Genomic DNA, 20168 nt, shown 5'->3' with positions numbered 1-20168 from the left:
ACACCCGGACCCCGACTCGCGGGGGTTCTCCTTCCCCCTCCCCCTCCCCCCGCGAGTCGGGGCGAGGGGGTGCGTGTGTCGCGGTCTGGAGGCAGGGTCAGGCGGCCGGGCGCGCCGGTGGACGCCGCAGGGTGGCGTAGGTCAGCGCCACGCGGGCGAGCGCGTGGGCCGGGGCGGTGCCGCGGCCCAGGCCGAGGTCGACCGCGGCGTCGAAGACGGACTGGTGCCGCGCCGCCGCGGTCACGGCGGCGTCGAGGAAGCGGGAGTGGCGCAGCAGCCGGGCCAGCATCCCGGCGTGCACGTGGTGGCGGTGGAACGCCCGGCGCACGGCAGCCCGGTGCGCCGCCCCCGCCGCCGGACCGAGCAGCGCGGCGCGCCCGGCCAGCGCTCCGGACGCGAGCGCATCGAAGATCCCCTCGCCGGTGAGCGGGTTGACCAGCGCGGCCGCGTCACCCGCCAGCAGCACCCGCCCGTCGGGCTGGTGGCGTGGCCCGGTCGACAGCGGCAGGTGGTGACCCCGCACCGTCGCCGGGTCCGGCTCCTGACCGGGGAGCAGCGCGCGCAACGCCTCGACGAGCTCGGCGCGCGACCCGCCGCCGCGCCGGTCGAACACCCCGTACCCGACGTTGGCGCCACCTCCCGGCAGCGGGAACGACCACGCGTAGGCCGGGTAGGGGCCGGGCGCGAACTCGATCACCAGCGCGTCCGGGTCGAGGGTGACCGGCGCGTACCCGCGCACGGCCACCGCAACCGTCGACGGTGGCGCGCCGGGGGCACCGAGCAGGCGGCGAACGACGGAGTTGGCGCCGTCGGCACCGATCACCACGCGAGCCGCGGCGACGTCGTCCACGAGGACGCGGTCCGCCCGGACCTCGAGCCGGCGCACCCGGTGGCGGTGCAGGCGTGCCCCGCGTGCCGTGGCTGCGGCCACCAGCTCCGCATCGAAGACCGTCCGCCGCACCACCCGGTTGGGACGGGCGCAGAGGCGGTCGACCACCCGCCCACCCGGGCTGCGCAGCCGCAGCCTGGGCACCGGCGGGCCCAGCGCGGACACGCCGGGCACCCCGAGCCCCTCGACCAGGTCGAGCGCGTGAGCGGCGATCCCGTCCCCGCAGGTCTTGTCCCGGGGGAAGGTCGCGGCGTCGAGCAGCAGCACGCGGGCATCCGGGCGCAGCTGCAGCACGCGCAGCGCCGCGGCGCTCCCGGCCGGGCCGGCCCCCACGACGGCGACGTCGACGAGATCGTCCACGGTGCGGTTCTACCCCTCGCGGTTTGCCGACGCCTGCCGCGGGCACCTGCGGGGGGTGCGGATCGTCATCACCGGTGCCAGCGGCAACGTGGGCACGGCCCTGCTGCGGCGGCTCACCGACCACGAGATCGTGGGCGTCTGCCGGCGGCCACCGCCCGCGGGTCCGCCCTACGCCGGCGTGCGCTGGGTGGCGCTCGACCTCGCCGACACCGGAGCGGAGGCACTGGCTCCGGTGCTGACCGGCGCCGACGCGGTCGTCCACCTGGCCTGGGGCTTCCAGCCCTCCCACGACCCGGGCTACCTGGGCCGGCTCGGCGTGGACGGCACCCGTGCAGTGGTGCGGGCCGCGCAGGCCGCGGGCGTACCGCACCTGGTGCACATGTCCTCGCTCGGCGCCTACTCGCCCGGCCCCAAGGAGCCGGTGGACGAGTCGTGGCCGACCGAGGGCATCGCCTCGTCGCCCTACAGCAGGCACAAGGCCGCCGCGGAGCGGATCCTCGACGAGCACGAGCGCAGCCATCCCTCCGGCACCGCGGTGGCCCGGATACGGCCCGGGCTGATGGTCCAGCGGGGCATCGGCAGCGCGCTGCTGCGCTACTCCGTGCCCCCGTACGTCCCCGCGGCGCTGCTGCGCCACGTACCGCTGCTGCCGCTCGACCGCGGTCTCGCCGTCCCGCTGATGCACACGGCCGACGCCGCCGACGCGGTGGTGCGGGTACTGGAGCGGCGGGCGACGGGTGCGTTCAACCTCGCGGCCGACCCTCCGATCACCCGCGACGTGATCGCCGCCGTGCTCGGCGCCCGTGCGGTCCACCTCCCGGCGCGAGCACTGCGCGGCGCCGCCGCGGCGGCGTGGAGGCTGCGGCTGCAACCGGTCGACCCCGGCTGGCTCGACCTCGCCTTCGCCGTGCCGCTGCTGGACAGCACGCGGGCCCGCCACCTGCTCGACTGGGAACCGCGGGTGCCGGCGGACGAGGCGCTGCGCGAGGTGCTGGCCGGCATGGCCGACCGCGCGGCCACGGCCAGCCCGGCCCTGCGCCGCCGCTCCGCGCGCGCCGAGCTGGCCGCCGTGGGCCGCGGCCACCCGATCGACACCCGCCGCCTCCCCTGACGCCGGTCCCGAGCCCGCGACACACGCGCCCCCAGCCCCGACTCGCGGGGCCCCCGCGAGTCGCGGTCCCACGCCCCGCGAGTCGCTGTCCCACGCCCCGCGAGTCGCTGTCCCACGCCCCGCGAGTCGGGGTCCCAGCCCCGCGAGTCGGGGTCCCACGCCCCGCGAGTCGGGGTTTCAGCCCCGCGAGTCGCCGTCCGGGTGTGCGTACCTCGCGCGGGGCAGTAGCGTCGGTGTCCGTGCGGGAGCAGCGGCGGGGTCGGCGGATCGCGATGACAGCGGCGGAGGTCGATGGCTTCCTCGCCGAGGAGCGCACCTGCCGCGTCGCCACCGTGGGGCCGGACGGGCCGCACGCCACCCCGCTCTGGTTCGCCTGGCACGGCGGCGCGCTGTGGCTCACCTCGGTGGTGCGCAGCCAGCGCTGGGCGGACCTGCAACGCGACCCGCGCGTCGCCGTCGTCGTCGACGCCGGGCAGGACTACGACCAGCTGCGCGGCGTCGAGCTGCGCGGGCGCGTCGAGGTCGTCGGGGAGGTGCCGCGCACCGGTGCAGCCGCGCCGGAGCTGGAGGGCCCCGAGCAGCTGTTCGCCGACCGCTACACCGGCGGCACGGTGCACCACGACGGCCGGCACGCCTGGCTGCGCCTGGTCCCGGACAAGATCACGAGTTGGGACTTCCGCAAGCTCGCCGGCTGACGGGCGTCAGGACGGGGCCGTCGGCAGCGGCTCGACCGCGCCGGCGAGGGGGATCTCGGGGTGCCCCGGGTTGCTGACGACCACCAGCTCGAACGGGCTCGCGGTGCCCGCCCGCCACTGGCCGCCGACCAGGGGCGTCGTGGCGACGTTCGGCACCGGGCCCGCGGTCCAGTCCAGCGGTCCGACCACGGTGTCGAGCCGCAGCCGCCCGATCGCGTCGGCGATGCCCCTGCGGTCCTCGACCGCGCCGGCCGAAGCCAGCGCCGCGACCGCCACCTCGAACAGCGCGTGCGCGTGGCCGAGAGGCTGTGTCCACTGCCGCCCGGTCGCCGCGCTGTAGGCCTGGGCGAGCGCTGCCGCGCTCTGGCCGGTCAACGAGGAGGTGAACGGGTGGCCCGGCGACCACCAGACCTCGGTGCCCAGGTTCATCCCGAGCGGTCCGAGCGCCTCCACGTCCGACGGGGACAGCAGCGCCTTGCCCAGCGTCGCGATCCGGGGTCGGTGGCCCTGATCCGTCGCCTGTCCCCAGAACGCGGCGAAGTCGGCCGGGGCGGGCACGCCGAACAAGACCTCGGCCTGCGCGTCGCGGAACGCCGCGATCTGCGCCGAGAAGTCCTGCGTGCCGGGGACGTGGTTGCCGGGGTTCACGATCGAGTAGCCGCGCGCGGTCAGGCCCGGGAGCACGCCGGTGTTGGGGTTCGCCCACGCGAGGCCGTCCGGGTCGTCGGGCCACAGCGCGCCGGCCGTGCGGTTGGTCACCACCTGGTCCCACATGCCGGCGTACACGGCTTCGACGTCGTCGAGCCCCCACGAGAACAGGTAGCTCCACGCGGGCGCCTGCCGCCCGGAGGACCACGGCTGCCAGGGGGTGGCCGCAGCCACGCAGGGCACGCCACCGGCCTCGCACTGGTCGCTCACCGGGTTGGTGGTGTCGGGTGTGGACGAGACCAGCATCAGGTGGACCTCGTCGTTGAGGATCAGGTCCGCAGCGACGTCGGCCGCCCGGTCCGGATCGGACTGGCTGTCGCGCTTGAGGACCTCCACGGAGTGGCTGCGGCCACCGATCCGGATCGGGTTGCGCGCGACGTGCTCCTGGAAGGCGGCGATGACGTACTGGTCGGCCTCGCCGAACGCAGCCAGTACACCGGTCTCGGGGCTGACGAACCCGATCCGGACGGTGGCCGACCCGGGTGAGGCGGCGGCGGCACCCGGCGGGCCGGACGCGCAGGCGCCTGCCACCGCGACGGTGCCGGTCGCTGCAACCGCTTTCAGGAAGCGGCGGCGATCCAGCCGACGCATGCTGCCTCCCCTGGGGCGCCGTGGAGACCTCGCTCGCCAGGTGGCCGTTCGCGTGATCGTCTGCGGAGCGCAGCATCATCGGCACGCAGCGCACTGTCAACACGGAGCGCGCACCGTGTAGGGGACCTCCACGTACACGTACAGTGACTCAGCGCAGTATTCCAGGCCCATTCAGCGCAACTGTGTAACAGATCTCTCACCTGAGCGGACAGACCTGGCTACACTGCGACAACCGCTGATCACGGCTGCACGTAGGGGGCTGTGAACAGCGGCGACCGAACCGCGGCGTCCGCGCCGCGCGCTCCCCCCAGGCGTGGAGATGTCGACGTGACCAGGGACACTCGTCCGCCGCCGCGCGGCCGATTCGCGTGGCGGTCGCCGCAGCACTGGAGTCTGCGCGTCAAGTTCTCCGTCGTGCTGCTCGTCCCCCTGCTACTCGCCGTGACGCTGGGTGTCTTCCGGATAGCCGACCAGACGGCCGAGGCCGAGGAGCGCGACCGGGTCGCTCGGTTCGTCGGGGTCCAGGGGGTGGTGTCCTCCCTCATCGTCGACGTGGAGCGGGAGCGCTACCGCGCCGCGGAGTTCGTCGCGAACGGCCGGGTGGACGCCCGCGCGCTGGAGCGCGTGATCGAGTCGGTCGACCACCGCGCGGCGCAGGGCCAGGACGCCTTGGCCGGCCTGCGCATCGACGACGTCGCGGGGCTCGACCTGGTGCGCAGGCAGGCGGAGCAGGCCCTCGAGCGCCTCCCGGGGCTGCGGGAGATCGTCACCGGCTCCACCGCGCCGGCCACCGCGGTGATCTCCCGGTACTCCGAGCTGCTCGAACAGCTGGTGCAGCTCGACAGCGCGCTGCTGCGCAACGTCAACACCCTCGAGGTGCTGGGGCTCGCCAACAGCCTCGCCGGCATGGACGCCGCCCGCAACGAGGCCACCCTGCAGCAGGCCCAGCTGGCCATCGCGGTGCGGGGCCCGCTGCCCGCGCCGCTGGCCGCCGACCTGCAGTACAGCGGGGCGCGCCTGAACAGCGGCCTCGCCGAGTTCCGCGTGGCGCTCGACGCCGCGCAGCGCGTCAGGTACAGCGGCCTCATCGCCGGGTCGGCCAACGCCCAGCGCGACACGCTCGTGGAATCGGTGATCGCCGCGGGCGGGGCCCCGGAGGGCGTCGGGGTCGTCCGCGTCGCCGACGTCTACAGCCGGTTCCTCGGTGAGCTCGACGCCGCGGGCGAGGGGGTCCGCGCGGAGCTGCGCATCACCGCCGCGGAGCGCCGGCAGAGCGCCATCGCCGAGGCCTGGATCAACGTCACGGTGCTGATCGTCGCGTTGCTGCTGGCTGCCGCGATCGTCGGGCTCGTCGCACGGGCGATGATCGCCTCCCTGCGCACGCTGCGCCGCAGCGCCATCCTCGTGGCCCAGGAGCGGCTGCCCGACGCGGTGCGGCGGATGCGCGAGGGCTCCGTGCCCAACGTCGACGTCAACCCGGTGCCGGTCGTCACCCGCGAGGAGGTCGGCCAGGTCGCGCGGGCCTTCGACGCCGTGCACGCGCAAGCCGTCAAGCTGGCGGCCGAGCAGGCCACGCTGCAGAACAACGTCAACGCCATGTACGTCAACCTCTCCCGCCGCAGCCAGTCGCTGGTGGATCGCCAGCTCCTGCTCATCGAGCAGCTCGAGGCGGGCGAGGTCGACCCCGAGCAGCTCTCCGACCTGTTCCGCCTGGACCACCTGGCCACGCGGATGCGGCGCAACTGCGAGAACCTGCTGGTGCTGGCCGGCACGGAGGTCGAGCGGGACGCCACCGACCCCATGCCGGTGCTGGACGTGCTGCGCGCGGCGGTGTCGGAGATCGAGCAGTACCCGCGCGTCAACGTGCAGAGCTGCCCGGACGCCGTGTTCGTCGGGGAGGCGGCCAACGACATCCAGCACCTGCTCGCCGAGCTGCTCGACAACGCCACCCGGTTCTCGCCCACCGACACGCAGGTGGTGATGAGCTGCAGCCGGGCCCGGGACGACTCGATCCTGGTGGAGATCTTCGACAGCGGGCCGGGCCTGTCCGCGGGCGAGCTCGCAACGCTGAACGACCGGCTGCGCAACCCGAGCGAGGCCACGGCCACTGTGGCGGCGTCGCAACAGATGGGCCTGTTCGTGGTCGGCAAGCTCGCCAACCGGCACGGCGTCTGGGTGGGGCTGTTCACCGACTCGATGGGGCCGTCACGAGGGCCCACCACGGGCGCGCACGGCATCACCGCGCGGGTGACGGTGCCGGCAGACCTGGTCGGCGAGCGGGAGGGCGAGCCCGACCAGATCCTGTGGTCGCGGTTCGAGGCAGCGCCCCCGCTGCCCGCGCGCATCGTGATCCCGGACGGCACCGACGGTGGCAGGCGCGAGCCCGCCGCAGCGCTCTCCGGCGGGGTGCCGGAGCAGGATTCCGTCGGCGCCGAGACGCTGCGGCTGCCCGTGGTGGCGGCCCTACCGGCGCCGGTTCCCGATTCTCCCCCGGAGTTGGACGGGGCCGCGTTGTTCGAGCCGCTCGTGCCCCCGTCGTCGCTGCCCGACCCCGATGAGCCTCGTCCGCGCGACCCGTTCGCGAACGGCCCCTTCGCGAACGGCCCCTTCGACGACGGCGACATCACGCCGATCTTCGCGGAGGTCACGTCGGGGTGGTTCCACGTCACCGCCTCCGCCGGTTCCGGCGCCACGGCCACGGAGGCGGTCCCCGTGGCGGTCGGCGCGGGCGCCTCGTCCGGTCCGGACCCGGCGGCCTTCGCCAGCGCGGCGGACAGCCTCTGGCAGGCGGCCCGCGCGGCCACGACGCACACCGAGAGCAGCGTCACGAGAGCGGGCCTGCCCAAGCGGGTGCCCCGCAGCCGGTTGCTCCCGGGCAGCGCGGGCCCGGCAGGCACCCCGGCAGCCGAGTCCACCCGCGACGCGGACGCGGTGCGCGGGCGGCTGACGACGTTCCAGCGCGGCATCCGCGAGGGACGGGTGGACCGGCCCGGCCCCGAGGGCGACGGTTCCTGACCCCGGCCTCCGCCTGGGGCCGGTGGCGGTACTACGGCAGGATCGCGTCGACGTAGCCGCCGTCCACCCGCAGGTGCCGGACGCGGCCTTGGCGAACCCGCGTGACACGGCGAGCAGCGCCGTCTTCGTGACCCCGTAGTGCACCATCTCGGCCGGGATCACCACCGACGAGTCGCTGCAGATGAACTGCACCCGCCCCCAGCCGCGCTCGATCATGCCCGGCAGGTAGGCGCGGGTGAGCCGCACCCCGGACAGGACGTTCACCTCGAAGTAGCGCCGCCACTCGTCGTCGTCGACCTCGAGCACCGGCCGGGACCCGAAGATGCCCAGGTTGTTGACCAGGACGTCGACGTGCGGCAGTCGTTCCACGAGCTCGGCCGCACCGTCGGCGTCGGCGACGTCCGCCGCGATGCCCCGCACGTCGGCGCCGGGACGCTCCTCCTGCAACCGTGCCACGGCCGCGTCCACCCGGGAGGCGGTGCGCCCGTTGACCACGACGCCCGCACCCGCCGCGGCGAGCCCGCCGGCGATCGCGAGCCCGATGCCCTGCGTGGAACCGGTGACGAGTGCGGTGCGCCCGCTGAGATCGATGTCCATGCCCCGACCTTCCCCGGGCACGCGCGAGGTACGCACGCTCCGGTCAGCCGACGCTGTGACTCCGGGCGGCGAGCGCCCGCTCGACGTCCTCCGCGAGCAGGTGGTGGTTCAGCGAGATCGCCGCACTCGCCCCAGCGCCGACGGCGCTCGCGACCTGAGCGGGCGAGTCGACGACGTTTCCCGCGGCCCACACGCCTGGCACGCTGGTGCGTCCCGTCGGTTCGACCTGCACCCAGCCGTTCTCGCCGAGGACGCAACCCAGCGCGGTGAGGACGTCGTCCCGGGGGACGAAGCGCGGGCCCACGAACACCGCGGTGCGGGCCACCGTGCGCCCGTCCACGAGCTCCACGCCCTGCAGGCGGTGCTGCGCGACGGTCAACCGCGCCACCTCCCCCTCGACGACCCGGATGCCGCGCGCATCGAACCGGGCTCGCTCGTCGTCGGTCAGGACGATCCGGTGCGGGAAGAAGACGACGTCGTCGGACCACTGCCGCACCAGCTGCGCCTGGTGCAGGGTGAACGGCCGGTTCTCGCCGCCGAGCACGCCGATCGCCGTGTCACGCACCTCGTAGCCGTGGCAGTAGGGGCAGTGCGCGACGTCGCCGCCCCACAGCTGCCCTACCCCGGGGCGTCGGGCAACTCGTCGCGCAGTCCGGTAGCGACCAGGACCGTGCGCGTCGCCAGCACGGGCCCGGATCCGCGGTGCACGAGGAACCCTGGACCTGGACACCTCGCCCATGGAGGTCGTCGCCCTCGTCAACCGGATCACCGCGGTTCTCGACCGCGCGGTGAAGCCGCTCTACCAGGGCGCCGCGCTGACCACCGCCGAGGTTCAGCTGCTCGTACCGCTGCGCCACGCCGAGCCGCCACTCACCGCGGCGCGGCTCGCCGCCCACCTCGGGATGTCACGGGCCGGGGTCAGCAAGACCCTGGCCAAGCTGGAGGCTCGGGGCCTGGTCGCACACACGGCCAACCCGGCCGACCGGCGCACGGCGCTGATCGGCCTCACCCCGGGCGGGGAGGACGTCATCGACGACCTGTTCCCGCGCGAGCTCGCTGCCCACGCCCACCTGCTGGCCGGGCTCGGATCGGAACGCGCGGCGGCGCTCTCCACGCTCACCCGGCTCGCCGAGGCGATGGAGGCGCGCCTCGGCGGGGTGCCCGCGCCCTGACCGCGTCAGGGCGAACCGGCGATCAGCGGCCACAAGCCCGCGGGTCCGGCGGCCAGCGCCGCGGCGCCGATCTCCGCGTTCCACTCGGCGTCCGAGCCGTCCTCGTCCCGCCAGGCCCACAGCCGGGTGGTCCACAGCCGCAGGTCGTGCTCGCGGGTGAAGCCGATGGCGCCGTGGACCTGGTGCGCGGTCCGGGCGACGACGCCCGCGGCCTCACCGGTCCGGGCCTTCGCCGCGGCCACGGCGAACCGGGTGGAACCCGCGGCCATCCCGTCCGCCGTGGCGACACCTGCTGCGGCGGACGCGGCCGCCGACGCGGCGGCGAGCTCCGCCCCGGCGGCGGCCAGCTGCTGCTGCACCGCCTGGAACCGTCCGATCGGGCGCCCGAACTGCACCCGCTCCCCCGCGTACCGGACCGTTGCGGCGAGCGCGCCGGACGCCGCGCCGGCGAGCAACGACGCGCGTCCCAGCGCGGCGCGCACGCGCAGCTCTCCCGCCGCGCCGTCCGGTGCCGGCGCCACCGCGGTGACCGGGCCGTCGACCACCACCACGTCGCGGGGCTCCTCCGCCAGGTTGGCGCCGTCCGTGACCGTCAGCGCCTCCGGCCCGAGCAGCACGACCTGCGTGGGGGTGAGCACCGCCAGCGCCGCCGCGGCCCGCGCCCACGGCACCCGGCGCAGCTCCCCGCGGGCGTGGCCGCCGTTCACGTCGAGATCACCCGCGACCGCCGTCAACACCCCGTCCGGCACGTCGAGGCCCGCGGCCTGCAGCAGCCAACCGGCGAGCAGGTCGGTCTCGACGAGCGGCACCCGCGCGGCGTGCCGGCCGGCCGCGGCGAGCACCACCGCGGAGTCGGCGACCGTGCCCTCGCTGCCGCCCGCGGCGGCGGGCAGCGTCAGCCGGGCGAGACCGGTCTCCTGCAGCGTGCTCCACAGCGCCGCGTCGAACCCGGTGTCCGGCGACGCCGCGTCGCCGAAGACCGACTCCGCCAGCTCCTGCAGCTCCGCACTCACTCCGGTGTTCACCGATGCCATCAGCGCAGCCCCATCCCGCGCGCGACGATGCCGCGCAGCACCTCGTTCGTCCCGCCGCGCAGGGTGAACCCCGGTGCGTGCAGGACGGCGTCGGCCAGCAGGCGGGCGTAGCCGCTGCCGGCGCCGGGGTCGGGCGGGGTCGCGACCAGCAGCCGGGCCACGTCGATCACCTCGTTCTCGTAGCGCGTGCCCAGGTCCTTGACCACGGCGGCGGCCAGCTCCGGTGCCTCCCCCGACTCCAACGATCCGGCCACGGCCAGCGACATCCGCCGCAGCGTCCACAGCCGCGCGACCAGCCCACCGATCTCGCGTTCGGCGCCGCGGGTGCCGGCGAGCTCGCCGACCAACGCCGCCAGCAGCGGGAACGTCGAGAGGAAGCGTTCGGGGCCGCTGCGCTCGAACGCCAGCTCGCCGGTGACCTGCCGCCAGCCCGCGCCGATCTCGCCGAGCACCATGTCGTCGGGCACGAAGGCGCGGTCGAACACGACCTCGTTGAAGTGGTGGGCCCCGGTGAGCAGCCGGATCGGGCGGATCTGCACGCCCGGCGAGTCGAGCAACACGATGAACTGCGACAGCCCGGCGTGGCGGTGCCGCTCGTCGCGGGGCGCCGAGCGGGCGAGTGCGAAGAACGCGTGCGCGTGGTGCGCGCCGGACGTCCACACCTTGGTGCCGGTGAGTTCCCACCCACCGTCCACCCGCTCCGCCCGCGTGCGCACACCGGCCAGGTCGGAGCCTGCGTCGGGCTCGCTCATCCCGATGCCGAAGTACACCTCGCCCGCGGCGATGCCCGGCAGGAAGCGGCGCCGCTGCACGTCGGTGCCGAACCGCATGAGCGTCGGGCCGATCTGCCGGTCGGCGATCCAGTGCGCCGCCACCGGCGCGCCCGCCGCCAGCAGCTCCTCGGTGATGACGTAGCGGTCCAGCGGCGAGGCGCCGTGCCCGCCGTACTCCTGGGGGATCGTCATGCCGAGCCAACCGCGCCGCCCCAGCTCCCGGGTGAAGCGCTCGTCCCAGCCCGACAGCCACGCATCCGCGCGGGGCACCCAGAGCTGCGCGGCCCGCTCCTCCTCGAGGAACGCCCGCACCTCGGCCCGCAGCGCGGCCACCCGCGGTGGGAGCTCGGTCGGCGGTGGCACGAGTTCGGGCAGCCGGTGCAGCGTTGCGCTCACGCCTGCACATCCTGCGCCATCGGGCCCGTCGGCACCGCACAGCACTTCATCGTGGCCACGGGGTGGTGCGTCGGCAGACGCACGATGGCAGCATCGCGGCCATGACGAACTCCGCCGCCACCAGCAGCGCGACCGCCGACGAGGCCAGGGTGGTCGACGCGGTCCCCACCGGCCTGTTCATCGGTGGGGCCTGGCGCCCCGCCACGTCGGGTCGCACGCTCACCGTCGACGACCCCGCCACCGGGAAGACGCTCTGCGAGGTGGCCGACGCCGGCCCCGAGGACGGCATGGACGCGCTCGCCGCGGCCGCCGCCGCCCAACAGTCCTTCGCCGCGATGCCGCCCCGGGAACGGGGCGAGATCCTCCGCCGCGCCTACGACGTGATCATGGAGCGGATCGACGACCTCGCGCTGCTCATGACCCTGGAGATGGGCAAGCCGCTCGCCGAGAGCCGGGGCGAGGTCGCCTACGCCGCGGAGTTCTTCCGCTGGTTCGCCGAGGAGGCGGTGCGCATCGACGGCGGCTACGCCGTGGCGCCCAACGGCGCCAGCCGGTTCCTCGTGCAGAAGCAGCCGGTCGGTGTGTCGCTGCTGATCACGCCGTGGAACTTCCCCATGGCCATGGGCACCCGCAAGATCGGCCCCGCGATCGCGGCCGGTTGCACCATCGTGCTGAAGCCCGCAGCCCAGACCCCGCTGTCGATGCACGCGCTCGCCGCGATCCTCGCCGAGGTCGGGCTGCCCGACGGCGTGCTGAACCTCGTCACCACCTCCGACGCCGGCGGCGTGATGGAGCCGCTCATCCGCGACGGCCGCGCCCGCAAGCTGTCGTTCACCGGCTCCACCGCGGTCGGCAAGCTGCTGCTGGAGCAGGCCTCGGAGAAGGTGCTGAAGACCTCGATGGAGCTGGGCGGCAACGCACCCTTCCTCGTCTTCGACGACGCCGACCTGGACAAGGCGGTCGAGGGCGCGATGCTGGCCAAGATGCGCAACATGGGTGAGGCCTGCACGGCCGCCAACCGGTTCCTTGTGCAGCGCGGCGTGGCCGAGGAGTTCGCCCGCCGCCTCACCGAGCGGATGGGCGCGCTCACCGTCGGCCGGGGCACCGACGACGGTGTGCAGGTCGGCCCGCTCGTCGACGCGAAGGGCCGCGACAAGGTCGTGGAGCTCGTGCGCGACGCCGTGGGCCGCGGTGCGCGCGTCCACGTCGGTGGCGAGCCGGGTGACGGGCCGGGCTACTTCTACCGGCCCACCGTGCTCTCCGAAGTGCCGCTGGAGGCCCGCCTCACGTCCGAGGAGATCTTCGGGCCGGTGGCTGCGATCAGCGTGTTCGACCACGAGGACGACGCCGTCGCCGCGGCCAACGACACCGAGTACGGCCTGGTCAGCTACCTGTACACGGAGAACATCACCCGCGCCCTGCGGGTGTCGGAGCGGTTGGAGGCCGGGATGATCGGGCTCAACACCGGCCTGGTGTCCAACCCGGCCGCCCCGTTCGGTGGCATCAAGGAGTCCGGCCTCGGCCGCGAGGGCGGCAGCGTCGGGATCGAGGAGTTCCTGGAGACGAAGTACGTGGCGATCGGCTTCGGCGGCCAGTGACCCGACCGGCCCCGCTCGCGACCCGGGCGGGGCCACCCCGGGACGCCGATCGCCGCCGGACCGGCGTTCGGCGACCGGCGGGCGAGAAGTACAGGAGCGCCGTCGCAAGGATCCTGGCGTACGACTCAGGCTGATCATGCCGCGAAGCCCGAACGCGGCGCGGGGAGCGGCCGGTCGCCGGGCGGCTCAGCCGCCCGGCGCTGCCGGGTCTGCCGGCGGCGCCCCACCGGTGTCGGCGGGTGCCGGCGCGTTCGGATCGGCGGGAACCGCCGGCGGCGGGAAGTTCGGGTCCACGAGCGGGGCCGGCGGCGGGTTGATGGGCACGACCGTCACGACCTCGGACGGATCGGTGCGGGTGATGATCGACTGCACCAGCAGGACGCCGCCCTGCACCGCCAGGAGCACAGCGAGCGCGATGACGGCCAGCCACGCCCCGATGGTCAGCACCCGCACCCGGGGGGCGGTGCGGTAGAGCTGCGCCCCGGCCGTCTCGACCGCCCACGCCCGCGCCCCGAACAGGGCGAACACCAGCAGAGTGGCCGCCCAGATCACGATGTCGAGCCGCTCGTAGATCATCTCAACCTCCCGCCGGCGGGGCCGACAGCTCCGCCTTGCGCAGCACGACGTCGTACCCGTTCTGGTACGTGATCACGTACTCCTCGGTGGCGACGATCTGCTGCACGACCTGCAGCGACCAACCCGGCGGCTTCTCCAGCAGGTCGCGGCCGTAGGCCTCGGTGGAGTCGAACGTGACGATCACGTCCGGATCCTGGAGGTCCACGCAGCGCAGCGGGTCGTCCACGAGGTCGCTGCAGCCCTCGACGTTGTTGCCACGGCTGTGGGTGTCGATGCCGTCGACGGCGTAGGGACCGACACCGCTGACCAGCGGCACGACCTCCAGCCCCGGTGGTGTGGTGGCGTAGACCTCGCGCGCCATCGCCACCTCGTCGGGATACACGACCATGTACGACTCGTTGCCGCCCCGGATGAGGATGATCGAGGCGAACAGCACGGCCATCCCGACGGCGAGCACGTACTCCATCCCGCGCTTCCACCGGGCGACGGCGCGCAGCGCGTCGGCCCCGAGGATCGCGAGGATCGGCAGGCCGAACAGCACGATCCGCAGGAACACCTCACCGCCGTAGCCCTGCGCCGCGAACCCCATCGGCACCGCGGCCAGCGCGATCGGCGCCAGGTCGCGCCGGCGACGCCAGTAGATCCAGGCACCGACGATCCCGAGCAGCCAGGTCAGGCCGGGCACGAGGATGCGCAGCACCTTGACCACGACCTGGCCCGTGTCGCCCGCGAGCCGGTCCGCGATACCCGCCTCGAGTGCGCCCGCCTCGGCGTCGCCGCCGGTGATCATGCTGAGCTGGTTCACCCAGAAGCCCCGCGCGGCGATGAGGATGAACACGCCCACCGCGAGGAGCCCGATGAGGACGAGACCGCGGCCGCGGAACCGCCCGACGACCGCGAGCACCGCCAGCTGCCCGATGATCGCGAACGGGGTGAGCTGGTGCGACGGGGCGAGCGCGATCAGGCACAGCGCGGAGCAGAGGTAGATCAGCAGCAACTGCCGGGGAGGCAGTGTGGGCCGGTTCGGCGGTGTCATCGCCGCGACGAGCCAGCGGCGCGGCAGGATCAGCCGCTTCGAGTCGGCGTGCGGCTTGGGCCAGCCCGGCACGCCGGCGGCGTCCGTGCGGCGGGTGGCCAGCGGGCCGAGGGCGAACGTCAGCACCGTCAGCATCAGGACGACGCCGGTGGCTTGCGGCGAGAAGTAGTCCTGCTCGATCCAGTTCAGCCCGAGGAACAGCCACGCCGCGGCCCACGGGGCCCGGTGCCCACCGAGCATCGAGCGGGCGAGCGCGTAGATGCCGATGGCCCACACCGCGACGACGAGCGGCGGGAACCAGCGCAGTACCTCGTCCAGCTGGGTGGCGCCTGCGGCGTCCCGGAAGAACGCCCACTGCGCGAAGAACGCGGGCCAGTAGAAGCGGGCGTCGTAGCCCTCGACGACCTGCCCGTCACCCGCGACGGCGTCGACGAACCCGGAGATCAGCCACGCGGTCGAGAACCGGGCTGCAGGCTCCACCACCGACGGCATGCCGTACGAGCACAGGATGAGCACGCCGGTAGCGGTGCCCAGCATGGGGATCCGGGGGCGCGGCGACCACAGCTCGGCGACGCAAGCGCCCACCGCGAACAGCATGGACGCCCATGCCGCCGGGCCGAGAACCTTGGCCAGGCCCCAGCCGTCGAGCGCCGACAGGTCGGTGGTCGCCGCGGCGATGGGCAGCAGCGCGACCGCGAGGAGCGCGAGGACCGGCGAGAGCCAGCGGTAGATCCCGACGTCCGTGGGGGCCGGCGCGGGGGCGGGAGATGCGGGCCGCGGGCGCTGCACCGGGAGCGCGGTGGTGCGCCCGGCCGCGTCTCCGCCGGCGACGGCCAGGGCGGTCGTCGCATCCGCCGCGGGCCTGCCCTGCCCTGCGGCCGGCGGTCGGGGCGGCTGCGGTCGGGGCGGCTGCGGACCCGGGACCTGGTCTCGAGGGGGCTGGTCACGAGGTGGCCGTGGCCGCGGCGGGTCCGGTCGTGCGGATTCGGGCCGTGCGGGCTCGGGCCGTGCGTGCTGCGACCGCCCCGCCTCCGCATGCCCCGGCTCCGGCCCGGTCTCGGGACGGGCGTGCTGGGAGGGCCGCGGGCGAGCCGGCTGGGCGCGCGCCGCCGCGTCCCCGCGCGCTCCGGGCGGTCCCGGTGCGGCGTCGGACGGCCGGGACCGGGCCGGATCAGCCGGACGTCCGCCGCCGCGGTCTGTCGAAGTCACGGCGAAGGCACCTCCACGTCGGCCCGGCGGCTGGCCGGGAAGGCAAGGACGGCGGCCACGCAGACCACCTGGACGACGATGTACCCGATCGCCACGGGCAGCAGTGCCGTCACACCGCCCCCGGCCACGGGCACCACGATCGCCACCACCAGCACGAGCACCGTACTGAGCAGCTGCAGCCGGGCGAATCCCAGTGCCCACCCCACGGCCTGGCGCACCCCGAGCTCGTGGGCCACCACGAGCCGGAAGGCCAGGCCCAGCAGGAGCAGCCGAAGTATGTCGTCGCCCTCGGCGTACGCGCCGCCGAAGATCGAGAGCAGCGGCGTGGCGAGTGCCGCGCCGACCGCGAGCGCGGGCAGGAACAGGACCAGCAGTCTGCGACGCGCGGCGGCGGCCAGCTCGGCCTTGCGGTGCGGCTCCCGAGCCACGGCCACGGCCAGCGAGTTCATGAAGAACGCCGCGGCGAGGTCGATGACCATGACCGCCTGCCACGCGATGAAGAACACCGCGCCGGTCTCCGGCCCGAACCGGACGTTGACCATGACCGGGACCTGGTTGTACAGCAGCGCCGCCCCGATCTGCGACACCGCGGTGGGGCCGAGGAAGGCGACCGCTTCGGCGCGGGTGGGCAGCACACCCCCGTCGGCCCGGGCGCTGATCCGCCGCGTGAGCACGGCGATGAGCACCGACCCGAGCACGGTGCCGACGACGAGGGGGCCGGCCCACGACAGCACGACGCCGTAGGCGCCGAGGCCCGCGATCCCGAAGGCGACCAGCAGGGCGATCCGCACCACGGCGAACAGCCCGTTGCGCCACACCGCCCACCACGGCTTGCCCACCGCGACGAGCAGGAAGTCGTGCAGGGCGAACGCGCCCCACCCCGCGCAGGCGAGCACGAAGATCAGCATGCCGAGGCCGGGAGACCCACCCACGCCCGCCGAGATCGTGGCGAGCCGCGGCGTGATGAGCGCGTACACCAGCCCCACGACGGCGGACAGCGGCATGACCAGCAGCAGGGCCCGCCAGCTCAGCCGGCCCGTGTAGCGGCCCGCTTGCGGGAGCCAGCGCATCAGGCCGATGCCGATGTTGAGCTGGGCGGCTCCGCCGATCAGGATGAAGGCGGACACGACCAGCTGCGCGTTGCCCACCTCGGTGGTCGTCATGATCCGCGCGGCGACGAGCCAGCTCAGGAAGCCCGCGAGCGAGCCGAGCAACGAGCACAGCGCGAGCGCGAGCCCGTCGGAGCGGCGCTCGGCCGGCTCGGCAGGCGCCTGCGGTTCCGCAGCCGGTACGGCCGGGAAACGATCGGTGTCGTCGGGCACCTCACGCAGCCGCTCGGTGCGGGCGTTTCCCGGGTCGAAGGCCTCGGTGGGCGGGTCGAGGCGGGGATCGGGGTGAGTGCGGCCGCGGTGGTCGGGGCGCACCGTCGCCTGGTGCAGGACGCCGGTTCCGGGTTCCGCGGACGGCGACGCGGACGTCGGCACCGCTGGATGCGGGATCGCCGGGCCAGGGCTCGGCGGCGGCGGCGTGGGGTGCCGTCGGATCACGGCACCCCGACCGACAGCAGGATCTGGCGAGCGGTCATTGGGCCACCACCGCGTGCCGCAGGAGGAACGGGACGCTCAGGACCGTGATCGTGTAGAGCGCGAGGTCGGGCCGCCAGATCCCGGAACTCACCATGATCTGGCCGACCAGGAGCGTGACGGCCACCCCGACCCCGACGGTGAGCAGCCAGACGTGCGCCGCGGGCGCGCGCCGCAGGAAACCCGCGGCTGCCCAGCCGGGACCGAGGATCAGGAACCCCACGGTGGCGACGAACCGGAGATCGCCCAGGACGCCGCCGGTGGTGCCCATCACGCTGAACACGCACGCGGCGACGCCTGCCACGACCAGCACCAGTGCCACGTAGCGGCGCGCCACCCGCGCGCGCGTCAGCACGGCGTTCGAGGGCATGCTCACCGTCTGGCTCCGTTCGTCAACCGGACCGCACGCTCCCTCGCGCTGCGATCACCTGCACGTCTTCCACCGGACCCGCCGGCGTGCCGGCTGACGTCGGAGTCTAGTGGCGTTCCCTGAACCGACCCTCAGGCCGGCCTCAGGACGCCTCTTCCTCGAGCGCCAGCCGCAGGGTCACCCCGTCACGCTGCTCACGGGCCGGCCCCTCGTGACGCGGCTGCGGTGCCGCGTCGGGGCCGCCCGTCCGCGGCTGTGGAACCGGACGGCCCGCGGACGCCTCCTGCGAAGTGGCCGGCGGACCCGCCTGCGGGGCAGGCGGAACGACCGGGATACCTCCGACCGGGGTGAGCGCACGAGCCTGTTCCTCGACCTGCACGCGCTCGGCGCGCCCACGCGACGCCCGCCGCCGCTCGGCGGCCAGCGTGCGCAGCACGCGGGTGCCGTCGGCGAACGTGCGGAGGTTGGTCTGCCCGAAGATGCGCTCCCGCTCCATGGAGGGCACCTCGGTGATCTTCAGTCCGGCGGCCGCCACCCGGCAGTTCAGCACGGTCTCGATCTCGAACCCGTCGCCCCAGAGCATCGAGCCGTCGGCAGGTGCCGAGATCTCGATCGGCGGCAGGTCGAGCACCGGGAGGATGTCGGCCCAGAATGCGTTGTAGCCGTAGCACAGGTCGGTGTAGGACGTGCCGAACAGCGCGTTGGCCACGCCGTTCAGCCCGGCGTTACCCGACTTGCGCAGAAGGGTGATGTCGTCGCTGCCCCCGCCGCGGACGAACCTGCTCCCCTTCGCGAAGTCGGCACCCGCGATCAGTGCCCGTACGAACGCCGGTATCTCGGCGGGATCCGCCGAGCCGTCTGCATCGAACATCACGATGACGTCCCCTGTTGCGGCCGCGAAGCCGCACGCCATCGCGTTGCCCTTGCCCTTGCGCGTCTGAGTGATGACCTTGACCCATGGCAGGACCCGCTGGGCGGTGTCGATCGTCCCGTCGACGGAGTTGCCGTCGACGACGATCACCTCGTGCACCGCCGGTCGCACTGCCGCGATAGCCGGCAGCACCACCTCAAGGTTCCGTGCCTCGTTCCGGGTCGGCACCACCACGGACACCCGCGGGTTGCCGTTCCGCTGCATCGCCGTTCTCCCCCCACCGCTTCAGCGGTCGCTCGCGCCGTCTGACTCACTCTGCCCGTAGCTGCCGCTGGTGACCTTCGTCGTCACAAGGCTTATCTCCACGGGCCCCCATCGCGTTACGGTACGCGCTCGCGAGGGTGCGCCCAGTTCTCCAGGCGCGTCCGTGATGTGCATCCGGCCGGGGTGGTCCTGCACCATCGTCCGCACTCTACGGACGGACGATGGTCATCGCGCCCTCTGGTCCCCCGGCCGGGTGGTGACCGCCGGTCTCCGCCTGAGCGGTACCGTCCTCGGGTGCTGCCGATTCCCAGCGTCTCCATCTGCCTCCCGGTCTACGACGGGGAGCAGTTCCTGGCCGAGACGATCCGCAGCGTGCTCGACCAGACCTACCGCGACTTCGAGGTCGTCGTGCTGGACAACGCGAGCACCGACCAGAGCGGCAACATCGCCCGCTCCTTCGGCGACCCGCGCATCCGCATCGAGCGCAACCGCGAGACGCTCCCCCAGGCCGAGAACTGGAACCGTGTGGTGGAGCTGTCGCGCGCCCCGCTGGTGAAGGTGGTCTGCGCCGACGACCTGCTGCACCCGCGCTGCCTCGAGCTGCAGGTCGCGCCGATGGACGCGGACCCGGGGCTCGCCGTCGTGGCCGCCCGCCGCCACATGATCGACGAGCAGAGCCGGGTGATCGTGCCACGACGCGGGCTCTCCGGACTCGTCGGAGTGCGCACCGGGGTGGAGGTGGCGCGCCGAGTGGTCCGCAACGGTTCGAACCCGATCGGCGAATCCAACAACGTGCTCTTCCGCCGCGACGACTTCTTCACCGTGGGCGGCTGGAAGACCGACCGGCCCTACATCATGGACCTCGACCTGTGGCTGCGGCTGCTGCAGCTCGGCGACTTCCTCGGACTGCCGGAGACCCTCGCGGCCTTCCGCATCGGGCGCGGCACCGTCTCGTCCAACAACGAGGAGAAGATCTACGAGCAGCAGCGCATGCTGATCGAGGAGCTGGGCGATTCGCCCTACTTCCAGGTGCGCGGCCTCGACCTCGCGGTCGGCCGGATGCTGGCCCCCGCCGGACGCGCCCGGCGGCGCGCGCTCTACACGATCTCCAAGGTCGCGAGCCGCGGCGACGCGGCCTGAACGACGCCCCACGCGCTGCCTGAAAAGCGACCCACGCACACCCGGCGCCCGACTCGCGGGGGTGGTGGGGCCACCACCCCCGATGCTCCTATGGAAGTCAACCCGTGATCTGAAGATCTTGGTGGCTGTGGGTTAGGGCGGTGTAGACCTCGCGGGCGACGTAGCGTTTGAGGCATCGGA

Annotated in this window: 16 protein-coding genes and 1 pseudogene; 6 read left to right on the top strand and 11 right to left on the bottom strand. The window is 74.1% G+C overall.

All coding sequences use genetic code 11. From position 1 onward, the window contains the following. Nucleotides 1-97 precede the first annotated feature (97 nt). Nucleotides 98-1249, bottom strand: a complete 1152-nt coding sequence (locus tag CFP66_RS43265) for an NAD(P)/FAD-dependent oxidoreductase (RefSeq protein WP_198962075.1) — start codon at nt 1247-1249, stop codon at nt 98-100. 1 nt (nt 1250) lies between these two features. Here CFP66_RS43265 and CFP66_RS43260 point away from each other — a divergent pair, with 1 nt between their 5' ends. After that, nucleotides 1251-2360, top strand: coding sequence for an NAD-dependent epimerase/dehydratase family protein (locus CFP66_RS43260; RefSeq protein ID WP_233160208.1), 1110 nt, complete (start codon nt 1251-1253; stop codon nt 2358-2360). 239 nt (nt 2361-2599) lie between these two features. Beyond that, nucleotides 2600-3055 (top strand): pyridoxamine 5'-phosphate oxidase family protein, encoded by a 456-nt coding sequence (locus CFP66_RS43255; RefSeq protein WP_094931235.1) that lies wholly within the window; start codon nt 2600-2602, stop codon nt 3053-3055. A gap of 6 nt (nt 3056-3061) precedes the next feature. Here the strand turns inward: CFP66_RS43255 and CFP66_RS43250 are convergent, their stop codons facing one another. After that, a complete protein-coding gene (locus tag CFP66_RS43250) occupies nt 3062-4354 on the bottom strand; it encodes an ABC transporter substrate-binding protein (RefSeq protein ID WP_094931195.1) in 1293 nt (430 codons plus the stop codon). A 327-nt stretch (nt 4355-4681) separates the two neighbouring features. Between CFP66_RS43250 and CFP66_RS43245 the strand changes: the two genes are divergently transcribed. Continuing rightward, a complete protein-coding gene (locus tag CFP66_RS43245; RefSeq protein ID WP_158228442.1) occupies nt 4682-7369 on the top strand; it encodes a nitrate- and nitrite sensing domain-containing protein in 2688 nt (895 codons plus the stop codon). A gap of 72 nt (nt 7370-7441) precedes the next feature. Here CFP66_RS43245 and CFP66_RS49700 read toward each other — a convergent pair. Beyond that, nucleotides 7442-7966 (bottom strand): annotated as a pseudogene (locus CFP66_RS49700) (SDR family NAD(P)-dependent oxidoreductase); the annotation flags it as partial. Nucleotides 7967-8009: 43 nt separating this feature from the next. Next, nucleotides 8010-8531: an FAD-dependent oxidoreductase gene (locus CFP66_RS43235; protein WP_233160207.1), complete on the bottom strand. Its 522-nt coding sequence runs from the start codon at nt 8529-8531 to the stop codon at nt 8010-8012. A gap of 172 nt (nt 8532-8703) precedes the next feature. On the opposite strand from CFP66_RS43235, the gene CFP66_RS43230 reads away from it, so the two are divergent. Continuing rightward, nucleotides 8704-9138 carry a MarR family winged helix-turn-helix transcriptional regulator gene (locus CFP66_RS43230; RefSeq protein WP_094931192.1) on the top strand — a complete coding sequence of 145 codons (435 nt, stop codon included), beginning with the start codon at nt 8704-8706 and terminating at the stop codon, nt 9136-9138. Between the two features lie 5 nt (nt 9139-9143). Here CFP66_RS43230 and CFP66_RS43225 read toward each other — a convergent pair whose 3' ends face one another. Together CFP66_RS43225 and CFP66_RS43220 are read right to left on the bottom strand one after the other, a co-directional pair. Further along, nucleotides 9144-10163: an acyl-CoA dehydrogenase family protein gene (locus CFP66_RS43225; protein ID WP_158228441.1), complete on the bottom strand. Its 1020-nt coding sequence runs from the start codon at nt 10161-10163 to the stop codon at nt 9144-9146. An 8-nt stretch (nt 10164-10171) separates the two neighbouring features. Continuing rightward, nucleotides 10172-11341, bottom strand: a complete 1170-nt coding sequence (locus tag CFP66_RS43220; RefSeq protein WP_198962074.1) for an acyl-CoA dehydrogenase family protein — start codon at nt 11339-11341, stop codon at nt 10172-10174. Between the two features lie 101 nt (nt 11342-11442). On the opposite strand from CFP66_RS43220, the gene CFP66_RS43215 reads away from it, so the two are divergent. Then, the gene (locus tag CFP66_RS43215) at nt 11443-12939 is read left to right on the top strand and encodes an NAD-dependent succinate-semialdehyde dehydrogenase (RefSeq protein ID WP_094931190.1); all 1497 of its coding nucleotides are present in this window, start codon (nt 11443-11445) and stop codon (nt 12937-12939) included. 186 nt (nt 12940-13125) lie between these two features. Here the strand turns inward: CFP66_RS43215 and CFP66_RS43210 are convergent, their stop codons facing one another. The 5 genes from CFP66_RS43210 to CFP66_RS43195 form a co-directional block, all read right to left on the bottom strand. Beyond that, nucleotides 13126-13515, bottom strand: coding sequence for a hypothetical protein (locus CFP66_RS43210; protein WP_094931189.1), 390 nt, complete (start codon nt 13513-13515; stop codon nt 13126-13128). Between the two features lies 1 nt (nt 13516). Continuing rightward, the gene (locus tag CFP66_RS43205; protein ID WP_143517597.1) at nt 13517-15340 is read right to left on the bottom strand and encodes a hypothetical protein; all 1824 of its coding nucleotides are present in this window, start codon (nt 15338-15340) and stop codon (nt 13517-13519) included. Nucleotides 15341-15756: 416 nt separating this feature from the next. Next, entirely contained in the window at nt 15757-17244 is a 1488-nt protein-coding gene (locus CFP66_RS47670; RefSeq protein WP_143517596.1) for a lipopolysaccharide biosynthesis protein, read from the bottom strand. 97 nt (nt 17245-17341) lie between these two features. Then, nucleotides 17342-17719 carry a hypothetical protein gene (locus CFP66_RS43200; RefSeq protein ID WP_143517595.1) on the bottom strand — a complete coding sequence of 126 codons (378 nt, stop codon included), beginning with the start codon at nt 17717-17719 and terminating at the stop codon, nt 17342-17344. Between the two features lie 136 nt (nt 17720-17855). Then, a complete protein-coding gene (locus CFP66_RS43195) occupies nt 17856-18848 on the bottom strand; it encodes a glycosyltransferase family 2 protein (RefSeq protein WP_094931186.1) in 993 nt (330 codons plus the stop codon). 294 nt (nt 18849-19142) lie between these two features. On the opposite strand from CFP66_RS43195, the gene CFP66_RS43190 reads away from it, so the two are divergent. Next, complete coding sequence (locus CFP66_RS43190) at nt 19143-19988, top strand: glycosyltransferase family A protein (protein WP_158228440.1); 846 nt, start codon at nt 19143-19145, stop codon at nt 19986-19988. The last annotated feature ends 180 nt before the right edge of the window (nt 19989-20168 follow it).

The sequence above is a fragment of the Pseudonocardia sp. MH-G8 genome (assembly GCF_002262885.1).
Lineage (GTDB): Bacteria > Actinomycetota > Actinomycetes > Mycobacteriales > Pseudonocardiaceae > Pseudonocardia.
This window is presented reverse-complemented; position numbering and strand designations above follow the sequence as displayed.

What these genes read in the sequence shown, in the direction of transcription:
- CFP66_RS43210 (WP_094931189.1), bottom strand. Translation starts at nt 13,515, where the DNA reads ATGATCTACGAGCGGCTCGACATCGTGATCTGGGCGGCCACTCTGCTG.
- CFP66_RS43195 (WP_094931186.1), bottom strand. Translation starts at nt 18,848, where the DNA reads ATGCAGCGGAACGGCAACCCGCGGGTGTCCGTGGTGGTGCCGACCCGG.
- CFP66_RS43215 (WP_094931190.1), top strand. Translation starts at nt 11,443, where the DNA reads ATGACGAACTCCGCCGCCACCAGCAGCGCGACCGCCGACGAGGCCAGG.
- CFP66_RS43230 (WP_094931192.1), top strand. Translation starts at nt 8,704, where the DNA reads ATGGAGGTCGTCGCCCTCGTCAACCGGATCACCGCGGTTCTCGACCGC.
- CFP66_RS43250 (WP_094931195.1), bottom strand. Translation starts at nt 4,354, where the DNA reads ATGCGTCGGCTGGATCGCCGCCGCTTCCTGAAAGCGGTTGCAGCGACC.